The organism is Campylobacter canis (assembly GCF_045504005.1).
Taxonomy (GTDB): Bacteria; Campylobacterota; Campylobacteria; order Campylobacterales; family Campylobacteraceae; genus Campylobacter_A; species Campylobacter_A canis.
This window is the reverse complement of sequence record NZ_JBJJXH010000002.1, coordinates 21,576-39,374: the sequence shown is the minus strand read 5'-3', so window position 1 is coordinate 39,374 and position 17,799 is coordinate 21,576. Positions and strand designations below refer to the sequence as shown.

Genomic DNA, 17,799 nt, shown 5'->3' with positions numbered 1-17,799 from the left:
AATTTTTTCTAATTATACATATTTTTGGTAACAAATTCTAGTTATTTGCCACTTATCATTTTTTTTGCCGAATTTAGCACGCCTGAAACGTTATCTTTCATCCAGCCCGTATCCATCCATTCTTCAGGTCTTACCTCTATGCCTTGCACTATCATTCCAAAATGCAAATGATCTCCCATTGCAAGCCCGCTAACTCCCGTTGTGCCTATTATATCGCCGGCTTTTACTTCATCGCCTGTTTTTACCGTCAAAGAGGTGCAGTGTCCGTAAAGCGAAAATACGCCAAATCCGTGATTTATGATCACGTTTTGTCCGTAGATACCGTTTTCTCCTGCAAATTCTACTATGCCGTCGTTGCTTGAAACTATGTTTGCTCTTTGGGTAGAAGCAAGATCTATTCCCATGTGCCAAGATTCGCTTATCTCTTGATCGCCTAAGGTATAGTATCTATGATCGCCGAAGCTCGCTACCGCCTTGCCGTTTTTAAGCGGGTAGAATTTCTTAAGACCAAATTCGCTTATCGTATCGGTTGAAATTTTAGACGTAGCGTCGGCTATGAGCTTTTCATTCGCCGCTCTTAGGGTTTCGTTTACGAATTTCATCTTTTCTACGTTTGACATGCTTTCATAATCTTTTGCGTATTGTTGCGCAAGATCTGGGATTTTTTCATTTAAAAATCTATTTTGATTATCCAGTTTTATTTTAGAAACGCGGTAGCTTCGGTTTTGGTAAAAAAACCTTATCTTGCTTCTACTTTCGTTTCCTGCAAGATCAACCGCTACCACATCGGCACTAAATGAACTTTCATCCACCGGCCAAGCCACTAAAGACGCATAGTAATCGTCTTGATAAAATTTGGTAGGTATGAATTTTTTGCCGAAATTTGACTCGATATAGACATCTTTTAACCTCTCGTCATTTGCCTTAAATACGACTGTGGCGGTGCCTCCTTTGTTTATCGCGTAGGAGTGATTTAGGATGTGAAGATCGGGTTTTTTGCTATCTACCGTTACTTTTACCTCTTTGCTCTCCTTGTTGCCAAAGAAAAAGCCCCATCTGCTCGTATCTACGGCTTCAAATTTGAGAGTATAAAGATCTTTTTGTGCGGCAAATCCCGTCTTTGGAAAAGTTATATTCAGATCAAGCGAACCGATTGGAGCATCAAATTTTTGGTTCGACAAGACTATATCGTTTGCTCCGTCGTTCATAACTATTTTTATCGATTTTACGGCAACGTTGTCGGTTATCTTGACTTGTAAAGGGGATTTTAAATTCCAATAAATTTCATCTTCAATACCGATTTGCGGAGCTTCTCGCTCAAACGTATTTGATGTAAAAAGCAAAAATCCGCTTACCGCAAGCAAAACGACAATAATGCCGTAAGCTATAAAATTTGAATTTCTTCCGCGTCTTCTCATAAATTTTCCTAATTTTAATTTTTGCTGAATTTTACTAAAAAGCTATAAATTTCAAGTAAATTTATAAAATTTCGCGTATCTTTCTGGCCTCACTCATCCAATCTCTAAGCTCATCCCACCTCTCTTCGCGCACCAAATTTTCGCACACAGCAAGTTCATCTTTAAACATTTCAATAGAGCTTATTAGATTGTCTTTGTTTTGCTTAAATATGTCACTCCACATTACGGGCGAGCTTTTGGCGATTCTTATCATCCCGTTAAAACCCGTGCCGCTAAGAGCGATGATATTTTTTTTATTCTCTTTTTTTAAAACTCCTGCCGCAAGCGAGAAGCTTATGGCGTGAGGAAGGTGAGAGATAAGCCCTACGTGGTGATCATGCTCCTTTGCGCCCATGAATATAATCTTCATTCCAAGGTGAGAAAATAGCTCGACTGATCTTTTTACATGTTTTTCGCTACTCTCTTTAAAATCACAAATGGCAACAACCGCTCCGTTAAAAAGCCCTGAAAATGCAGCCGTAGGACCTGAATACTCGGTGCCTGCCATAGGGTGAGCCGGGACGAAATTCGCTCTTATCTTTTCAGGAACCGCTTCTATGATCTTTTGTTTTGTGCTGCCAAGGTCGATTATGGTTGTATTTTCGTCTATGTCTTCAAATTCTTTTACTATATTGATTATCGCTTCGACAGGGATTGCAAGAAAGATGATATCGCATTTCTTTTTCATCTCTTCAAGAGATAAAATTTCATGCACAAGGCCTAGTTCTAGAGCCTTTCTTTCGTGCTCTTTGCTTATATCAAGACCGCTAACGCAAGAGATTAGCTTTTCGTTTTTAAGACAGAGTCCAAGCGAGCCTCCGATAAGCCCAAGCCCTATAATTCCGATTTTCATAGTGATTGCCTTTATGAAATTATTAAATTTATATTGTTTAAAATTAAAATGTGTTATTATACCGCCTAATACTCATTTTTAGGTTAAATTCAATGAAAAAAAGCGTTTTTTTACTACTTGCTGCGGTATGTTTTAGCGGCGCTACCGAGATAAAGTCTATAAATTTTAAGGGTCTTTTGCATCTTTCTCCTGAAGTTGCCAAGGAGATCATGGGGCTTAGAGTGGGCGATGTGCTGACCGGCGATAGCACCGATAGAGCCATATCAAATTTATTTAGGCAAAATTATTTTGATGATATTTATATCGAGGAGAGTAACGGCGATATTCTTGTAGTGGTGAAAGAAAAACCAAGCATAGCAAGACTTGATATAAAAGGCGTCGTTACAAACGATAAGACCGCAATAGACGGACTTATCGGCATAAAACAAGGTCATATGTATGACGAGCTTGCCATAAATAGAGCCAAAGAGCGCATCAGGCAGTATTACGAGTCAAAGGGGTATTTTGATACCGTTATAGACGTGAAAAAAGAGCCAGTTGCGGGAAGCGATAGCAGCCTCTTTGTAACTCTTAATATCAACCGTGGCGAAAATATGATAATACAAAAGGTAAATTTAATAGGCGCTAAAGTTTTTGATTACGGCGATATAGAGCCTGTCGTGGCCAACAAGCAGCGTGAATTTATGGGCTGGATGTGGGGCAGAAACGACGGTAAGGTTAAACTCTTTGAGCTGCCTAACGACTCTGCGAGAATTCAAGATAAATACTTCCAAAAAGGCTATTTGGACGCTACGGTTTCAACTCCTTATCTTAACGCCTATATGGATAACTATATGGCGGATCTTACTTACTACGTAACCGAAGGAGAGCCATATACCGTATCAAACGTGAGTGTAGAAGCACCTGATTTCCTTGAGCTTGACGAAAGGGAAGTGGTTAAGAAATTTAAGCTTGAAGCCGGAGATAGAATGAATTCGGCTCGCTTGAGATCAGATATCCAAAAGCTTGAAAATATGATAGCCGATCAGGGCTATGCGTTTGTAAGAGTTATGCCTAAGACGTTTAAAAATTCAGACGAGCATACGGTTGATATCACTTATGAGGTGGCTCCAGGAGATAAAACATATATAAGAAACGTGCAAATTTCAGGAAACGATAGAACTATCGATAGAGTAGTAAGAAGAGAGATGTATCTTACCGAAGGAAATTTATATAATAGAACCGATCTTGAAGATAGCAAGTCGGCACTTAAAAGAACGAGTTATTTTGAAGATGTCGAGATAAAAGAAGAAAGAGTCGGCGTAAATGAAGTTGATCTTTTGGTGGATGTTAAAGAGGCTTCAACGGGCTCTATAAGCGGCGGTATAGGATATGGAAGCTCGGACGGATTGCTATTAAACGCAAGCGTTTCTGATACAAACGTCTTTGGTTCAGGACTAAAGGGTGTTATAAGCGTAGATAGAAGCGATAATGAGCTCTCAGGTCAGATAGGACTTACAAATCCTAGAATTTTTGATTCGGAATACAGCCTTGGCGGCACGCTTTATGCCAATGACTACGATTGGAATAACTATCAAGAGAAATCATACGGTTTTACTACTACTCTTGGTAAAAAAATCACTAGAAATTTAAGCGCTTCACTTTCTTATATTATAGAGCAAAGCGATATCAAAGGACTTAGCAAAACTCTTCTTAGAACAGGATATAAAGAAGGCAAGAGTCTTAAAAGCGCTTTTATTCCGGCTATAACCTACAACAGTACGGATGATTATTACCTACCTAGAAAGGGTATCATAGCAAGCACCAGTCTTGAATTCGCTGGCGTTGGCGGCGATGAGAAATTTTTAAAGAGCAGAACGAATTTTAACTGGTATTTAGGCTTAAGAGAGTGGATTGATTATGATCTTATCCTAAGATACAAAGCAAGCTTTGGTAAAATTTGGGATAGAGGTTATGTGCCTATCAACGAAAAGCTTTATCTAGGCGGCATTAGAAACCTGCGCGGATATGATTCAAGAACGGTTACTCCGAAAAATGCCTATGGCGATGAGATCGGTGGCGGAATTTCATTTAACAACTCGGCAGAACTTAGCTTTCCTTTGATAGACCGCGTTAAAATGCGTGGATTTGGCTTCTTTGACTACGGCAAGATAGGCGAAAGCAGCTTAAATGAGATAACAAGATATAGTGCGGGAGGTGGCATAGAGTGGATTACGCCTATAGGTCCTTTGCAGCTGATATTTGCTAAACCGATAGGCAAAAAGCCGGGCGATAAGACAAGTACGTTTGAATTTACTATCGGTCAGAGATTTTAAAATTTTTGTGAGCTCTTTTTAATGAGTTTGAAAATTTAAATCGTTGATAGGTTATTTGCCTTATCTTGATTTAAATTTTCTCACGATATTTTCACTTAAATTTTGATTATCTCAAATTCTTGGACTATCAATGATAAACGATGAATTTTATATGTCTCTTGCCATAAAAAAGGCTTGGGAATTTCAGCTTTTAACCTATCCAAACCCAGCCGTAGGATGTGTTATACTAGATAAAAACGGACGAATTTTAGCTATAAAGGCTCATAAAAAAGCAGGCTTTTTGCATGCTGAACCTTTAGCTGTATTTTTCGCACTTTGCACCATCAATAAAGATTTTTTAGCTAAATTTTTAAGAGAGTATAACCACGAGTTTAACTTAAATTTTAGCGATATCTTAGATCTTGAAAATGCCGATCTGGAGCCAAAATTTACCTACGAATTTATACTTAAAAACCACGATAATTTATTAGAGCATGCTAAGGCTTATGTTACCCTTGAGCCATGCTCTCATGAGGGAAAAACTAAGTCTTGCGCAAATTTGCTAAAAGAGCTTAAATTTGGTGAAGTTATCATTGCAAGAATAGATGAAAACAAAATCGCTTCCGGCGGTGCTGAAATTTTAAAAGCTAGCGGAATAAAAGTAAAATTTGGCGTTTTAAAAGAGGTTGCAGATGAACTTATAGAGCCTTTTTTAGCTTGGCAAAGCGGAAATTTTAGCTTTTTTAAACTCGCCCTTAGCGCAAACGGAGTAACAAGTGGAGGAATAATATCAAACGAACTTAGCAGAACTCATTCCCATAAGCTTAGAAGCGTGTGCGATATGTTGGTAATCGGTGGAAATACGGTTAGGATCGATCGCCCTACGCTTGATACTAGACTTATCTCAAACGGCAAAAATCCTGATATTTTGATATATTCAAGAGATAAAAATTTCGATAAGAGTATCCCTCTTTTTAATGTTAAAAACCGCAATGTTGAGATTTCAGATAGCTTGGAAAATGCTTTTAAAAAGCCTTTGGTAATGTTTGAGGGTGGAGAAAATTTCTTAAAAAATCTTGACGAGCGTGTTAAATGGATTTTGATATACCAATCAAGCGAGTTTAAAAACGCGCCTAATGCAAGGCTAAATTTAAAATTAAAAAAGCTTTTTAGCTCAAATTTCGCAAGCGACAGCTATACTTGGCTTCAAAGAATTTGACCTCTATATTTTTAGCTTGCAAAAATAAATTTTAGCAATTTTTCTTTATGCAAATTTACGTTTTTAAGATTTGGTAATAATATGCAAAATTTAAATTAGACGATTTTATTTCTAATTTGCTTTTTATACTATATGAGTTCATAATGCTTTTGGCGGTAAGAATTTATTTAGATTGTATAACGAACAACTATTTATATTTATAAATTAAATTTAATAATAAAGAATTAATTAAATAAAAGTTATTAAGTGGTTTAAAATAACGAATTTGCAAGGCCTGAGACTACACGGGAAGGGAAAGAAAGGGAAGGGATGTTTTGTCTCAGACCCACAATATAATTATATAAATTTAAAATTTAAAATTAGTTTATTTATTATTATTTTTTATTTTATCTTTATAATTATCAAAAATTATTAATTAAATATATCTCTCATGATTGCTATTACAAATAAAAAAGCAATCACTATACACGCTTTTCCTATTTAGTTTTATATGGCTACAAAGCCTCTTGAATTATTTGGACACTAAATACAAAAATAAGCCCAAAAATATTTTATCTTACGCTCGTATTTAAAAACATATCCAAAAAGCTATTTACATTTTTTTGCAAAAACTCATCTATAAATTTCTCGAATTTAGGTTTTTGTTTCCAAGCAGGCTCGCTCACACCGCTTAGCTCTTCTATCTCTTTTCTTGCCGAATAATAGTCACTTAGTTCATCGATTAAGCCCATATTTTTCGCTTCGCTCGCTAAAAATACCCGTGCATTTGCCCATTTATCGCTAGCGTTTATATCAAGATTTCTAGCCGCCGCAACATCGCTTACAAACATATTGTAAGATTGCTTGACCAGGCGCTCAAGCTCGGTACGCTCAGCTTCGTTCCACTTTCTGGCAAACGTTCCGGCCTCTTTAAATTCACCCGCTTTTACCACTTGTTGCGCCACTCCGATCTTGCTTGCCAGTTCGCTTATGTCGGGCGCTTGCAAGATGACACCGATGGAGCCGATAAACGAGCCCGGATTGGCTAGAATTTTATTTGCGTTTACTCCTGCATAGTAGCTTCCACTTGTCATCGAGCCGCTTGCGTAGGCAATGACCGGTTTTTTAGCTCTTAAATTTTTAACCGCTATTGCAAGCTCTGTGCTTGGAGCAAGTGCGCCGCCCGGACTATCTATGAATAGCAAGACACCTTTTATCTGATCGTTTTTGCTTGCGGCGTGTATCTCTTCAAGTGTTTTTGAGCTGTCTCTGATCGCGCCTGAGATGTTTATTTGGGCTAAATTTGGCGCATTTACGCCATTATTGTCGCCGCTTGAAAATATCAAAAACAAGATCAGCAGAAATATCATCGCCTTAAAATAAGTGTTTATAAATTTTAAAATCGCGATGATAGGCGAAAATATCAATTTTAAAAATCCCATAAATTTCCTTTTTTGTGTTTTAAGTTTCGTAAATTTAACAAAGATTGTAGCAAATTTATGAAAATTCGCTCATAAATTTAATCAAAATCCTGCCATGTATTTAATCTTAAAGCTCGCAAATTTTGCCGTTTATGTAAAGGCTTTGGCAATTTTTAGTGTGAAGCAAAAGCATGAGTGCAAGTTCGCTTTCTTTGATCTCGCCAAACCCTTCATAAACAGCTATATCAGCGATTTTGCCGGTAGCGATCTCTCCTAAATTTAGTCCTAAAGCTTTCGCTGCGTTTGAAGTTGAAGCTAGGATTAAAATTTGGGCTAAATTTTGAGGATTAAATTCGCTATGGATTAATAAATTAGCTCTTAACTCATCAAAAAAATTCAGGCTTATATTTGAACTAAGTCCGTCTGTGCCGATATTAAAAGGAATTTTTTCGTCAATTAAATTTTGTAAATTTAGTGTCTTTTTACTAAGCAGGCGGTTTGAAAATGCACAATGCGTAACGCTATGAAATTCGCGCTCAAATTTGCTAAAGTCGTTAAGATAAACGCAGTGTGTAAAGAGCGTTTTGATGCCGGAAAATAGCGATATAAAGCTATTTACGTCATAAAAAGGCGTGGCTGATTTGTTAAATTTGCTAAGCCACTCTTTAAACCCGCCGGACCCATTCGTAAGCCAATCTTTTTCGTGGTTTGATTCCATAAGATGAGTCGATACGATTAAATTTTCATCGCGGGCAATTTGAAGTGCGAAATTCGCCAGTTTGGGATGAGTGGAGTAGGGCGAATGAACCGAAATCGCGGGGATAAAAAGCTCGTTTTGCGCCTCTTTACTCTTTTTGAATCGCGAGATGAAATTTTGCTTGTTAGTTTCTAAAATTTGCTCGTTTGTGCCTAAAATTTCATTAAAATAAATTATGCGTGCAGAGCTGCTTACGCAAGGCTCAAAGTCGCTTCCAAAGCTTGAAACAGCGCCTATAGTACCAACTCCGCTTCTTTGAATTTCTTTTATGGTTTTTGCTATAAGCGCTTGGTTTGCTTCTTTTGAAAGCTCGCTGCGAGAGGCTATTACGCTACTTAACCACTCTAAAAAATCCCCATAAACCAGGCTTGTTTTATTTGCGCTGAATTCAAGATGAACGTGCGGATTTATAAATGCAGGAGCGATGATAGCGTCTTTTGCGTCTATGAAATCAGCCTGCGGAAATTCTTTAATTAGCTCGCTTGCTTCGCCCGTTTTTAAAATTCTATCCTCAAATGCTACCGCTTTATCCTTCAAGATAGTGAAATTCTCATCGCAGAGCATGATAAATTTGGCTTTTATAATTGTCATTTTTTAACTCCGAATTTGTGTGATTGTAGCAAAAAAACTCAAATCATAGAAGTATGATATAAGAAATAAAAATGTATAATTAAAGCTAAATTTAAAATTTACGAAAAGGATAAAACGTGGAAAGAAATTTCAAAATTATGGTGATCCAAGGTCCAAATATCAACCTTCTTGGCACACGAGAGCCTAATATCTACGGCATTATGAAGATGGAGGACATACACTCTCAGATGAAGCTTTTTGCAGAGCAAAACAGTATCGATATAGAATTTTTTCAAAGCAACCTAGAGGGTGAAATCGTAGATAAAATTCAAGAGTGTTTTGGCGAGGTTGACGGTATCATCATAAATCCTGCCGCTTACACGCATACTTCAATCGCCATTAGAGATGCGTTAAGTGCGGTAAATTTGCCGGTTATCGAAGTGCATATAAGCAACATTCACCGCAGAGAGGAATTTAGACAAAAAAGCATGATAGCACCTGTTACCGCAGGTCAAATCATCGGCTTTGGACCTGTGGGATATCATCTGGCTATGATCGGCATGCTTCAAGTTTTTGAGCAAGTAAAAGCGATGAGAGCGGCTCAAAAAGCGGAGTAAGAATGCGAAATTTTATCCTAAGAGATGAAAACGCTATCTATGCGCAGTGCGGATATAGCTGTGATAATGCGATATTTTTAAGCATTAATGGGCGTAAATTTTTCCTGACCGACGCAAGATACGCTATCGAAGCAAGAGAGCTTGCTAAGGGGTGCGATGTCGTTGAGATAGAGCGCTCTTTGATAAAGGATACTAGGCTTTTTTTGCGCAAAAACGAAGTTAAAAAGATGGATTTTAACCCGCTTGATTTTAGCTACGGCGCATTTAACGAGCTTAGTAAAAATCTTAGGATAAATTTCACGCCAAAGCCTAATTTCTCACAAATTTCACGCATGATAAAGAGTGAAGACGAGATAAAAATTTTAAAACAAGCGGCAACTCTTGGAGCAAATTGCTTTGACGAATTTGCTCAGTTTGTAAGGCAAAACGGTGAGGGGATGAGCGAAGAAGAGCTGTTTTTTAATGCCGAGCTTATATTTAAGCAGCGCGGCGAGCTTGAGCTTAGCTTTAACCCGATCGTTGCGATAAACGAAAATGCTGCTAAAGCGCATGCCTTGCCAAGCAAAAAGAAGCTAAGATATGGCGATTTGCTCTTACTTGATGCCGGTGTAAAATTTAAGCGTTACTGTTCTGATAGAACTAGAACTGCGTGCTTTGATGAAAATTTTAACTTTTCAAAAGAGCAAAATTTTAAAAGCTCAAAGCATCAAGAGATTTACGAGATAGTAAAAGAGGCTCAAATTTTAGCTATCAAAGCCGTTCAAATCGGTAAAAAAGCTTGCGAAATAGATGCGGCGGCGCGTGAATTTATCGCAAAGCAAGGCTTTGGAAAGCAGTTTTTTCACTCTACGGGACACGGTGTGGGGCTTGATATACATGAGCTTCCGTTCATCTCTGCCCGCTCAAACGAGATTATAAAAGAGGGCATGGTTTTCAGTGTTGAGCCTGGGATTTATATCGAGGGTGAATTTGGCGTAAGGATCGAGGATGTCGTAGTGGTTCGCCAAGACGGAGCTGAAATTTTATGAAGCTAGCCGGAATGAGACGTTTTGAAAAAAGCGTTTTTTTCCCGAGAGTTTTAAATTACAAACACGGCTTTAAAAATGTCTCAGTCTTAGGACTTGGCGGTAATATCGGAGAGGTTAAAAGGCGTTTTGATAGGCTTTATAGAGCTTTGCAAAACGATAAACGGATACATATCGTAGAGAGTTCCGAAATTTTAGTAAATGAAGCCTTTGGGTTTAAAGAGCAGGCGGATTTTTATAATTCGGCGGTTTTGATTCAAACCGGCCTAAGCGCTAGAAATTTGCTTAAAGTAACGGCGAATTTAGAGAGGCGTTTTGGGCGGATTCGTAGCTTTAAGGATGCGCCAAGAACGCTTGATATAGATATTTTATATTTTAGCGGAGCGAGTAGAAATGACGCAAGACTTACTCTTCCGCATGTGGGAGCAAAGAGCAGGTTAAGTGTGATTTTGCCGCTTGGGTTAATGAAAAGGGTTAGGTAAGGAGTAAATTTGGCAACGAAGCTTTATACATTTACGGGCGAAAGTAGCATAGAAGCTCTTAAAAAGGCGCAGGAGCAGTGCGGAGAGAGGGCTATGCTGGTTACCACTAAGCAAATTCGACCAAAAACGATAAACAAAAAGCCTCTTTATGAAATTTTAGTAAGCGTAGAAGAGGAAGATGAGCCAAAGCAAGTCGCAAAGAGCGTGAATTTAAAGGGATATGATAAATTTCAAAACCAAAATAACAAATTTGAACAAAGACCGAAATTTGAGATAGAAGAGCTTCCTTTGAAGGATGATTTTACCGTTTCGGACGATGAGCTCTTTGGTAAATCCCGTGCTAAAAACGATTTTAAAAGCGATGATAATATCCTTGTAAATATCTCAAAAGCCGCAAAAGAGATAAGTGAGATAACCAAATCAAGCGGTATGCAAAGCATACAAAACGACAATCCCGAAGGCTATAACAAAAAAATCGATGATGTAGCAAAGCAAATGAATGCGCTAAGCGATAAAGTAAATTTGATAGCCGACATGATCTGGGAAGAAAAGGCACCCGGTAGAAATAACCTCGTCATACCGCCTGAATTTGCAAGTATCTATAAAGCGGCTAAAAAAAGCGGTATGAAGGAAGAGCACTTAGAAGCGATCATGCAAACTACGACCCAAAATATGCCAACTTCGATGAAAACAAATCCAAACGCCGTTAAGCGGTATTTTTATTCTCTGCTTCGCAAGATGCTTCCATGCAGGATCGAGCAAGACAACAAAAAACAAAAGATAATGATGCTGGTTGGACCAACGGGAGTCGGCAAGACTACCACTCTTGCTAAGCTTGCCGCGCGGTTTGCTTATAGCGGCGAGAAGCGCTATAAAACGGGCATTATCACCCTTGATACTTATAGGATCGGGGCGGTTGAACAGCTCTTTCAGTATGCTAAGATGATGAAGCTGCCGATACTTGACGTGATCGAGGTTGAGGACTTTAAAAGCGCGATAAAGCAGCTAAATCACTGCGACGTGATACTAATAGATACGACCGGAAATTCGCAGTATGATAAGGAAAAACTGGCTAGGCTTGAGAAGTTTTTAAAGAGCGCGGATGCGCAGATAGATGTGAATTTGGTCCTTTCTGCGGGCTCAAAAGTCGAAGATCTGCTTGAAATTTACGATGGATTTTCATTTCTTGATATAGATACTTTAATTATCACCAAATTTGACGAGACGAAAATTTTTGGCAACGTCTTTTCGCTTATTTATGAGACAAATACGCCCGTTAGCTTCTTTTCTGTCGGACAAGAGGTGCCTGATGATATTATGGTGGCTAAGAGCGAATTTTTAGTTGAGTGCGTGTTGGAAGGCTTTGAAAAAGGAACGGGCGATGAGTAGTCAAGCCGATAAACTAAAATCTCTCGTAGCTTCAAATAAAAGAGCTAAAAACACTCATTTTGTAGCTATCACAAGCGGTAAAGGCGGTGTCGGCAAGAGCACGATAAGCGCAAATTTGGCAAACATCCTTGCAAACAACGGCTATAAAGTGGCCTTGTTTGACGCGGATATCGGGCTAGCGAATTTAGATGTGATACTCAATGTGCGTGCTAGTAAAAATTTGCTTCACGTGCTAAAGGGCGAGTGTTCGCTAAAAGATGTTTTAATCGAGATAAAGCCGAATTTGACGCTGATTCCTGGCGAAAGCGGCGATGAAATTTTAAAATTTAACAACCAGTTTTTATATGAGAGATTTTTAGATGAGGTAAGCGTGCTTGACGGGCTTGATTTTCTCATCATCGATACGGGTGCGGGCATAGGCGGCAATACGCATATGTTTTTAGAAGCCGCCGATGAGGTGATAGTAGTAACAGTGCCTGATCCTGCGGCGATTACCGATGCTTACGCAGTTATAAAAGTAACTTCAAAGATAAAAGACAACATGCTTATGGTTTTTAACATGGTTAAAAACGAAAAAGAGGCGGTTAGAATTTTTGAAAATATCCAAAAGGTGGCGCGCGCAAATATAGGAAGCGGACTGAAGCTTGAGCTTTTGGGCTATTTAAGCGATGATAAAAACGTATCGCGCAGCATAAAGCAGCGAACACTTTTTACCCAGGAGAGCGAATTTAGCTTAAGTAGCGGCGAGATGAAGGATATCGCTTCAAGGCTACTTTACAGGTTGGAACGAAAAGTGCTTGATACGACGGATAACAGGAGCTTTAAGGGCTTTTTTAAACGTTTGATAGAGCAATTTTAAATTTAGGACGAATTTTGAGAGCGGAAAATTTTATAGCGTTTTTTACGGTGTGCGGCTTTTTCATAGGGCTTATGTTTGTTACTTTAAAGGTAAGCGAACCTATCGAGATGATGGTATATACCTTTCTTATAACATTTGTCTTTTACCTGCTTATTCATATCATCATCATGAACTACATCGACGCTAAGAGAATTTTAAAAGGGCACAGCAAAGAGGAGTATGAAGAGACGGCTGATTATCTCATATCCGAGCTTGGCATAAGAGAAAAGCGTATAGATAGCCTGCTTGCCAAGCTTGCCGTGGAAAATGCGCTTATTAAGCAAACCTTGAGTAGTAAAAAGCATGGACAGAGCAAAGCAAAAGCAGCTTAACGCTTATGCGCAAACGATAAAAAAAGAGCAAGACGATATAGTCTTGCAGTACATGCCGGCACTGCGCGCGATGGCTTTTCGCCTAAAAGAACGCCTGCCTTCGCACATAGACGTAAATGACCTCATAAGCACCGGGCTTGAAGAGATGATCAAGCTATCTCGCAAGTATGATAAGGAGCAAAATGACTCGTTTTGGGGTTATGCCAAAAAAAGAGTTTACGGCTCGATGCTTGATTTCTTGAGAAGCCTTGATGTGGTAAGCAGAGCCAGCAGAGCGCTTATAAAGAGCATTGACAGCTTGGTTGACGAATATTTCAATGCTCACGAAGAGGAGCCTAGCGATGAGTATTTAGCTAGCGTTCTTGATGAAGATATAGATAAAATTCGCGATGCCAGAAACGTAAGCTCGGTAGTTATGACTCTTAGTTTAGATGATCAGATGCAAATTCTAAGCGAAGAAAACGTACTTGATAGAGTTGAAAAAGAGGACATGATAGAAAATATCGAGCAAATTTTATCCACCTTTAGTAAGCGCGATCAGCTGATAATTCAGCTATACTATTATGAAGAGTTAAATTTAAAAGAGATTAGCGAAATTTTAAATATTACCGAAGGGAGAATTTCGCAAATTCATAAACGTTTAATGAGTAAGATTAGAGATAGGCTTGAGGGTAGATAATGGCTGATATTTTAAGTCAAGAAGAGATAGACGCGCTGCTTGAAGTTGTCGATGAGGACGGCGATACAAGCGATATAGGAAGCTCATCGCAAGAAGATCAAAGACAGATAATTATCTATGACTTTAAGCGCCCAAATCGCGTTTCTAAAGAGCAACTTCGCGCGATAAAAGGCATTCATGATAAGCTTGCACGAAACCTGGCAAGTCAAATTTCAAGCGTTATGCGAAGCATCGTTGAAATTCGCTTGCATAGCGTTGATCAGATGACATACGGCGAATTTTTGATGAGCTTGCCAAGTCCTACCAGCTTTAACGTGTTTTCCATTAAACCGCTTGATGGAAACTGCGTTCTTGAAATAAATCCAAGTATAGCCTTCCCGATGATAGATCGATTGCTTGGGGGTAACGGCGAAGGATTTGAAACCAGCAGAGAGCTGACCGATATAGAGGTAAATTTGCTTGATGCGATCCTTAGAATGATGATGCAGCGTCTTAAGGATAGCTGGAGCATGATAACCGACATGTATCCAAACGTGGAAGCTAAAGAGAGTAGTCCAAACGTCGTGCAAATAGTCTCTCAAAACGAAATCGTTATCATGGTCGTTATGGAGATCATTGTAGGAAATTCAAGCGGTATGATAAATATATGTTATCCTGTCATCTATCTTGAGCCGATATTAAGCCGTTTGGCAAACCGCGATATAATGCTTGGCGAAACAAGCGCAAAAAAGAGCAGAAATAAAGAGCTTAAGACCCTAATCGGGCGAGCCGAAGTGCTTTATGAGGCGATTTTAGGTAAGGCAAATATAAGCGTAGATGAATTTTTGAATTTAAAAGAGGGCGATATACTTCGTCTTGATCGCTCGGCTAATGATAAAGCTATCGTAACAATCGATAAAAAAGATGTCTTTTTAGCAGAAGTGGGACTTCATAGATTTAGAAAATCGATCAAGATAGAAGAGCTTATCAGAACCGATAGGGACGAGATTAAGCATATCTTAGAGCAGTATGAAGAAGAGCGCAAAGCAAAACTTATGAGCTATGAACAAGAGCATAACGAATACGATGATAATATGTTAGATGAAAGCAGCGAATATGATGAATGAATTTTTTAAGTTATTTGTAAATGAGGTAAAAGCGACCATCGAAGGACTTACCGGCAAAACCCCCGATATAGGCCCAAAAGCCGAATATGACGCTCCAAATCAAGAGGGCGTAAAGCCTCCTTTGGCGGTAGCAAACGTAAATATAAGCGGCGATATAACGGCCAAAATGATACTCGTAGCTACACCTGTTCTAATGAGTGCGGTAAGCGAGTGGATGATGGGTGAAGAGGAAATTTCGCGTAACGACGAGCTTGGCGAAGATGAACTTGACGCTACAAAAGAGATATTTTCAAACATCATGGGTGCTTTTGCAACCTCGCTTGGCGCGCAAAAAAATATGCCGAAGCTGAATTTTGAAATTTCAAAGGTAAATTTCATAGACGAAAGCTCGAATTTCGATATAAGTTCGTTTGAAAAACTCTACGTATATACCGTAAATATCGAAGATATACAAGAACAAATCGGAGTTGTGGTTGATTTTTCTTTTGTTAAATTTTTTAACAAAGACCATAAAGACGGCAATGCAAATTCAAAGAGTCAAGATGACGGCGCAAAGAGCGAATTTAGCGCCGAAGAGATGCGAAATATCGGTCTTATCATGGACGTTCGCCTGCCTATACGGGTGCGAATCGGCTCAAAAAGAATGCTTTTAAAGGATGTTTTAAGTATGGATATAGGCTCGGTAATCGAGCTAAATCAGCTTGCAAACGATCCGCTTGAGATATTAATCAGCGATAAAGTCGTAGCTCTTGGCGAAGTCGTTATCGTGGATGGAAATTTCGGTATCCAGATAACGCAAATAGGAAGCAAAAAAGAGCGCTTGGAGCAGCTTAGGTAATTCGCTTTCTTAAGCGATTGAAGGCTTTTGTTCGAGCAAAGCAGCCTTAATCTACCGCTTAAGCCTTATAAATATGACTTAAAGAGAAATAATGGAAAAAATTTTAAATGATTTAACGAAATTTAGGGATTTTGCGGCGTATAAAAATCCTAGTGTTACGTTTTTTGGTTCGGCTAGATTTGAGCCTGATAATAAATTCTGCGAGATGGCTTACGAGCTTGCCTACTCGCTTGCAAATGACGGCTTTGCCATAGTTAGCGGCGGAGGCGGAGGCATAATGGAGGCTGCTAATAAAGGCGCTTTTGATAGCGGCAAGAGCCCTTCAATCGGACTAAATATCGTCCTTCCTTTTGAACAGATGACAAATCCTTATGCGACTAGCAAATTCGTATTTGAGAGCCTGAACGCACGCAAATTTGCGCTTATTGAAAGATCAAAGGCGTTTTTGATTTTCCCAGGAGGATTTGGTACGCTTGATGAGCTTTTTGAAATTTTGGTTCTTGCTCAAATTCGCAACAAGAGAGCTAAAATTTATCTTATCGGAAGCGAGTTTTGGAGCAAGCTTGACGATTTTATCAAAACTACTTTGATCGAGGAAAAAGCCATCAGTGCCGAAGATCTGAATCTTTATGAAATCAGTGATGATTTACCAAAAATCGCAGCTGAAATTTCTGAAATTTAAAATTATTTTATAAAATCGCACAAATTTTATTCAAAGATACTCTTAAACCCGTTTTTGATATTTTTAATGTTAAAGTCTGCGGGTATATTCAAGTAGTTTTAAATTCGCGATAGGGTATATAAAAGGAAAATAATGAAAATTTTAATGGCGATGAGCGGAGGTGTTGATTCTACGATTAGCGCGAAAATGCTAAAAGAGCAAGGACATGAGATAATAGCTTGCTATATGAAGCTGCATAAAAAACCCGGTTATCACGAAAAAAATATCGAAAAAGTAAAAAAGGCCTGTGAGTTTTTAGATATCAAAATGCACGTGCTTGATCTGCAAGATGAGTTTGATAAATACGTATATCAGCCGTTTGTGGATACTTATAAAGATGGTCGCACGCCAAATCCATGCGCTCTTTGCAATAAATTTATAAAGCTTGGCGAGCTGCTGAAGTTCGCTAAAAATTTAGGTTGCGATAAGCTTGCTACAGGGCATTATGTGCAGGTTGAAGACGGATTTATCAAGGTTGCAAAAGATCTTAATAAAGATCAGAGTTATTTTTTAGCTCAGGTGCCCCAAGAGGTGCTTAAGGATATGATTTTTCCGCTTGGCGATAAGCTTAAAAGTGATATAAAAGAGCTTGCAAAGAGCGTTGAGAGCTTGCGTGAATTTGGCGAGCAGGCCGAAAGTAGCGAAATTTGCTTTGTGGATACTACATATATAGATGTCTTAAATCGCCACTATGATACGAATTTGCCGGGAGACGTGGTTGATAAAAGCGGCAAGATAATCGGCAGACATAGCGGCTATATGCACTATACTATCGGCAAAAGGCGAGGGTTTGAGGTCTTTGGCGCGCATGAACCGCATTTTGTTTTAAGCATAGATAGTAAAAGCAACCGGATAGTTGTCGGCTCAAAAGATGAGCTTGAGCGTAGCGATATCAAGATACAAGATATAAATATGTTTATTAACGAGCGAGAATTTGAGTGTGATGTGAAAGTTAGATACCGAAGCGTGCCTTTGCGCGCTCGTGTTTTGATAGACGGACAAACGGGACATATAGAGTTAAAAGATAGCGCTTATGGCGTAGCTAGCGGACAGCTGGCGGTGTTTTACCGAGATGATTTGGTTATCGGAAGCGGGTTTATAGTTTAAATTTGCATTTCGTAAATTTGAATTTAGCCGGAGTGAATTAAGCTTTTAGATGTTT

17 protein-coding genes are annotated in these 17,799 nt (G+C 38.8%); 13 read left to right on the top strand and 4 right to left on the bottom strand.

What is annotated here, in order from left to right; all coding sequences use genetic code 11:
• Positions 1–41: 41 nt before the first annotated feature.
• Both ACHJH3_RS02260 and ACHJH3_RS02255 read right to left on the bottom strand, forming a co-directional pair.
• On the bottom strand, positions 42–1,418 hold the full coding sequence (locus tag ACHJH3_RS02260) for a peptidoglycan metallopeptidase Pgp6 (RefSeq protein ID WP_407063411.1): 1,377 nt from the start codon (positions 1,416–1,418) through the stop codon (positions 42–44).
• 61 nt (positions 1,419–1,479) lie between these two features.
• Entirely contained in the window at positions 1,480–2,310 is an 831-nt protein-coding gene (locus tag ACHJH3_RS02255) for a prephenate dehydrogenase (RefSeq protein ID WP_169942694.1), read from the bottom strand.
• A 92-nt stretch (positions 2,311–2,402) separates the two neighbouring features.
• Here ACHJH3_RS02255 and bamA point away from each other — a divergent pair, with 92 nt between their 5' ends.
• Together bamA and ribD are read left to right on the top strand one after the other, a co-directional pair.
• On the top strand, positions 2,403–4,625 hold the full coding sequence (bamA, locus tag ACHJH3_RS02250) for an outer membrane protein assembly factor BamA (RefSeq protein WP_407063410.1): 2,223 nt from the start codon (positions 2,403–2,405) through the stop codon (positions 4,623–4,625).
• A gap of 130 nt (positions 4,626–4,755) precedes the next feature.
• Entirely contained in the window at positions 4,756–5,823 is a 1,068-nt protein-coding gene (ribD, locus tag ACHJH3_RS02245; RefSeq protein WP_407063409.1) for a bifunctional diaminohydroxyphosphoribosylaminopyrimidine deaminase/5-amino-6-(5-phosphoribosylamino)uracil reductase RibD, read from the top strand.
• A gap of 551 nt (positions 5,824–6,374) precedes the next feature.
• On the opposite strand, the gene sppA is transcribed toward ribD, so the two are convergent.
• A complete protein-coding gene (gene sppA, locus ACHJH3_RS02240) occupies positions 6,375–7,244 on the bottom strand; it encodes a signal peptide peptidase SppA (protein WP_407063408.1) in 870 nt (289 codons plus the stop codon).
• A 106-nt stretch (positions 7,245–7,350) separates the two neighbouring features.
• Positions 7,351–8,571 (bottom strand): aminofutalosine deaminase family hydrolase, encoded by a 1,221-nt coding sequence (gene mqnF / locus ACHJH3_RS02235; RefSeq protein WP_407063407.1) that lies wholly within the window; start codon positions 8,569–8,571, stop codon positions 7,351–7,353.
• A gap of 137 nt (positions 8,572–8,708) precedes the next feature.
• On the opposite strand from mqnF, the gene aroQ reads away from it, so the two are divergent.
• The 11 genes from aroQ to mnmA all read left to right on the top strand — a co-directional run bounded on the left by aroQ (position 8,709) and on the right by mnmA (position 17,744).
• On the top strand, positions 8,709–9,167 hold the full coding sequence (aroQ, locus tag ACHJH3_RS02230; RefSeq protein WP_407063596.1) for a type II 3-dehydroquinate dehydratase: 459 nt from the start codon (positions 8,709–8,711) through the stop codon (positions 9,165–9,167).
• 2 nt (positions 9,168–9,169) lie between these two features.
• Positions 9,170–10,195, top strand: coding sequence for a M24 family metallopeptidase (locus ACHJH3_RS02225; RefSeq protein ID WP_407063406.1), 1,026 nt, complete (start codon positions 9,170–9,172; stop codon positions 10,193–10,195).
• Positions 10,192–10,674, top strand: coding sequence for a 2-amino-4-hydroxy-6-hydroxymethyldihydropteridine diphosphokinase (gene folK, locus ACHJH3_RS02220; protein ID WP_407063405.1), 483 nt, complete (start codon positions 10,192–10,194; stop codon positions 10,672–10,674). The genes ACHJH3_RS02225 and folK overlap by 4 nt, the downstream gene beginning before the upstream one ends.
• Before the next feature lie 9 nt (positions 10,675–10,683).
• Entirely contained in the window at positions 10,684–12,063 is a 1,380-nt protein-coding gene (gene flhF, locus ACHJH3_RS02215; protein ID WP_407063404.1) for a flagellar biosynthesis protein FlhF, read from the top strand.
• Complete coding sequence (locus tag ACHJH3_RS02210) at positions 12,056–12,922, top strand: MinD/ParA family protein (RefSeq protein ID WP_407063403.1); 867 nt, start codon at positions 12,056–12,058, stop codon at positions 12,920–12,922. The genes flhF and ACHJH3_RS02210 overlap by 8 nt, the downstream gene beginning before the upstream one ends.
• 14 nt (positions 12,923–12,936) lie before the next feature.
• Entirely contained in the window at positions 12,937–13,293 is a 357-nt protein-coding gene (locus tag ACHJH3_RS02205) for a hypothetical protein (protein WP_169942674.1), read from the top strand.
• Entirely contained in the window at positions 13,265–13,972 is a 708-nt protein-coding gene (locus ACHJH3_RS02200; protein WP_172200812.1) for an RNA polymerase sigma factor FliA, read from the top strand. The genes ACHJH3_RS02205 and ACHJH3_RS02200 overlap by 29 nt, the downstream gene beginning before the upstream one ends.
• A complete protein-coding gene (fliM, locus tag ACHJH3_RS02195; RefSeq protein ID WP_169942670.1) occupies positions 13,972–15,078 on the top strand; it encodes a flagellar motor switch protein FliM in 1,107 nt (368 codons plus the stop codon). Before ACHJH3_RS02200 ends, fliM begins: the two co-directional genes overlap by 1 nt.
• Entirely contained in the window at positions 15,068–15,916 is an 849-nt protein-coding gene (gene fliY, locus ACHJH3_RS02190; protein ID WP_173031552.1) for a flagellar motor switch protein FliY, read from the top strand. The genes fliM and fliY overlap by 11 nt, the downstream gene beginning before the upstream one ends.
• 88 nt (positions 15,917–16,004) lie before the next feature.
• Entirely contained in the window at positions 16,005–16,598 is a 594-nt protein-coding gene (locus tag ACHJH3_RS02185; protein ID WP_407063595.1) for an LOG family protein, read from the top strand.
• A 102-nt stretch (positions 16,599–16,700) separates the two neighbouring features.
• Positions 16,701–17,744 (top strand): tRNA 2-thiouridine(34) synthase MnmA, encoded by a 1,044-nt coding sequence (gene mnmA, locus ACHJH3_RS02180; RefSeq protein ID WP_407063594.1) that lies wholly within the window; start codon positions 16,701–16,703, stop codon positions 17,742–17,744.
• The last annotated feature ends 55 nt before the right edge of the window (positions 17,745–17,799 follow it).

What these genes read in the sequence shown, in the direction of transcription:
- ACHJH3_RS02260 (WP_407063411.1), bottom strand. Translation starts at nt 1,418, where the DNA reads ATGAGAAGACGCGGAAGAAATTCAAATTTTATAGCTTACGGCATTATT.
- ACHJH3_RS02255 (WP_169942694.1), bottom strand. Translation starts at nt 2,310, where the DNA reads ATGAAAATCGGAATTATAGGGCTTGGGCTTATCGGAGGCTCGCTTGGA.
- bamA (WP_407063410.1), top strand. Translation starts at nt 2,403, where the DNA reads ATGAAAAAAAGCGTTTTTTTACTACTTGCTGCGGTATGTTTTAGCGGC.
- ribD (WP_407063409.1), top strand. Translation starts at nt 4,756, where the DNA reads ATGATAAACGATGAATTTTATATGTCTCTTGCCATAAAAAAGGCTTGG.
- sppA (WP_407063408.1), bottom strand. Translation starts at nt 7,244, where the DNA reads ATGGGATTTTTAAAATTGATATTTTCGCCTATCATCGCGATTTTAAAA.
- mqnF (WP_407063407.1), bottom strand. Translation starts at nt 8,571, where the DNA reads ATGACAATTATAAAAGCCAAATTTATCATGCTCTGCGATGAGAATTTC.
- aroQ (WP_407063596.1), top strand. Translation starts at nt 8,709, where the DNA reads ATGGTGATCCAAGGTCCAAATATCAACCTTCTTGGCACACGAGAGCCT.
- ACHJH3_RS02225 (WP_407063406.1), top strand. Translation starts at nt 9,170, where the DNA reads ATGCGAAATTTTATCCTAAGAGATGAAAACGCTATCTATGCGCAGTGC.
- folK (WP_407063405.1), top strand. Translation starts at nt 10,192, where the DNA reads ATGAAGCTAGCCGGAATGAGACGTTTTGAAAAAAGCGTTTTTTTCCCG.
- ACHJH3_RS02210 (WP_407063403.1), top strand. Translation starts at nt 12,056, where the DNA reads ATGAGTAGTCAAGCCGATAAACTAAAATCTCTCGTAGCTTCAAATAAA.
- ACHJH3_RS02200 (WP_172200812.1), top strand. Translation starts at nt 13,265, where the DNA reads ATGGACAGAGCAAAGCAAAAGCAGCTTAACGCTTATGCGCAAACGATA.
- fliM (WP_169942670.1), top strand. Translation starts at nt 13,972, where the DNA reads ATGGCTGATATTTTAAGTCAAGAAGAGATAGACGCGCTGCTTGAAGTT.
- fliY (WP_173031552.1), top strand. Translation starts at nt 15,068, where the DNA reads ATGATGAATGAATTTTTTAAGTTATTTGTAAATGAGGTAAAAGCGACC.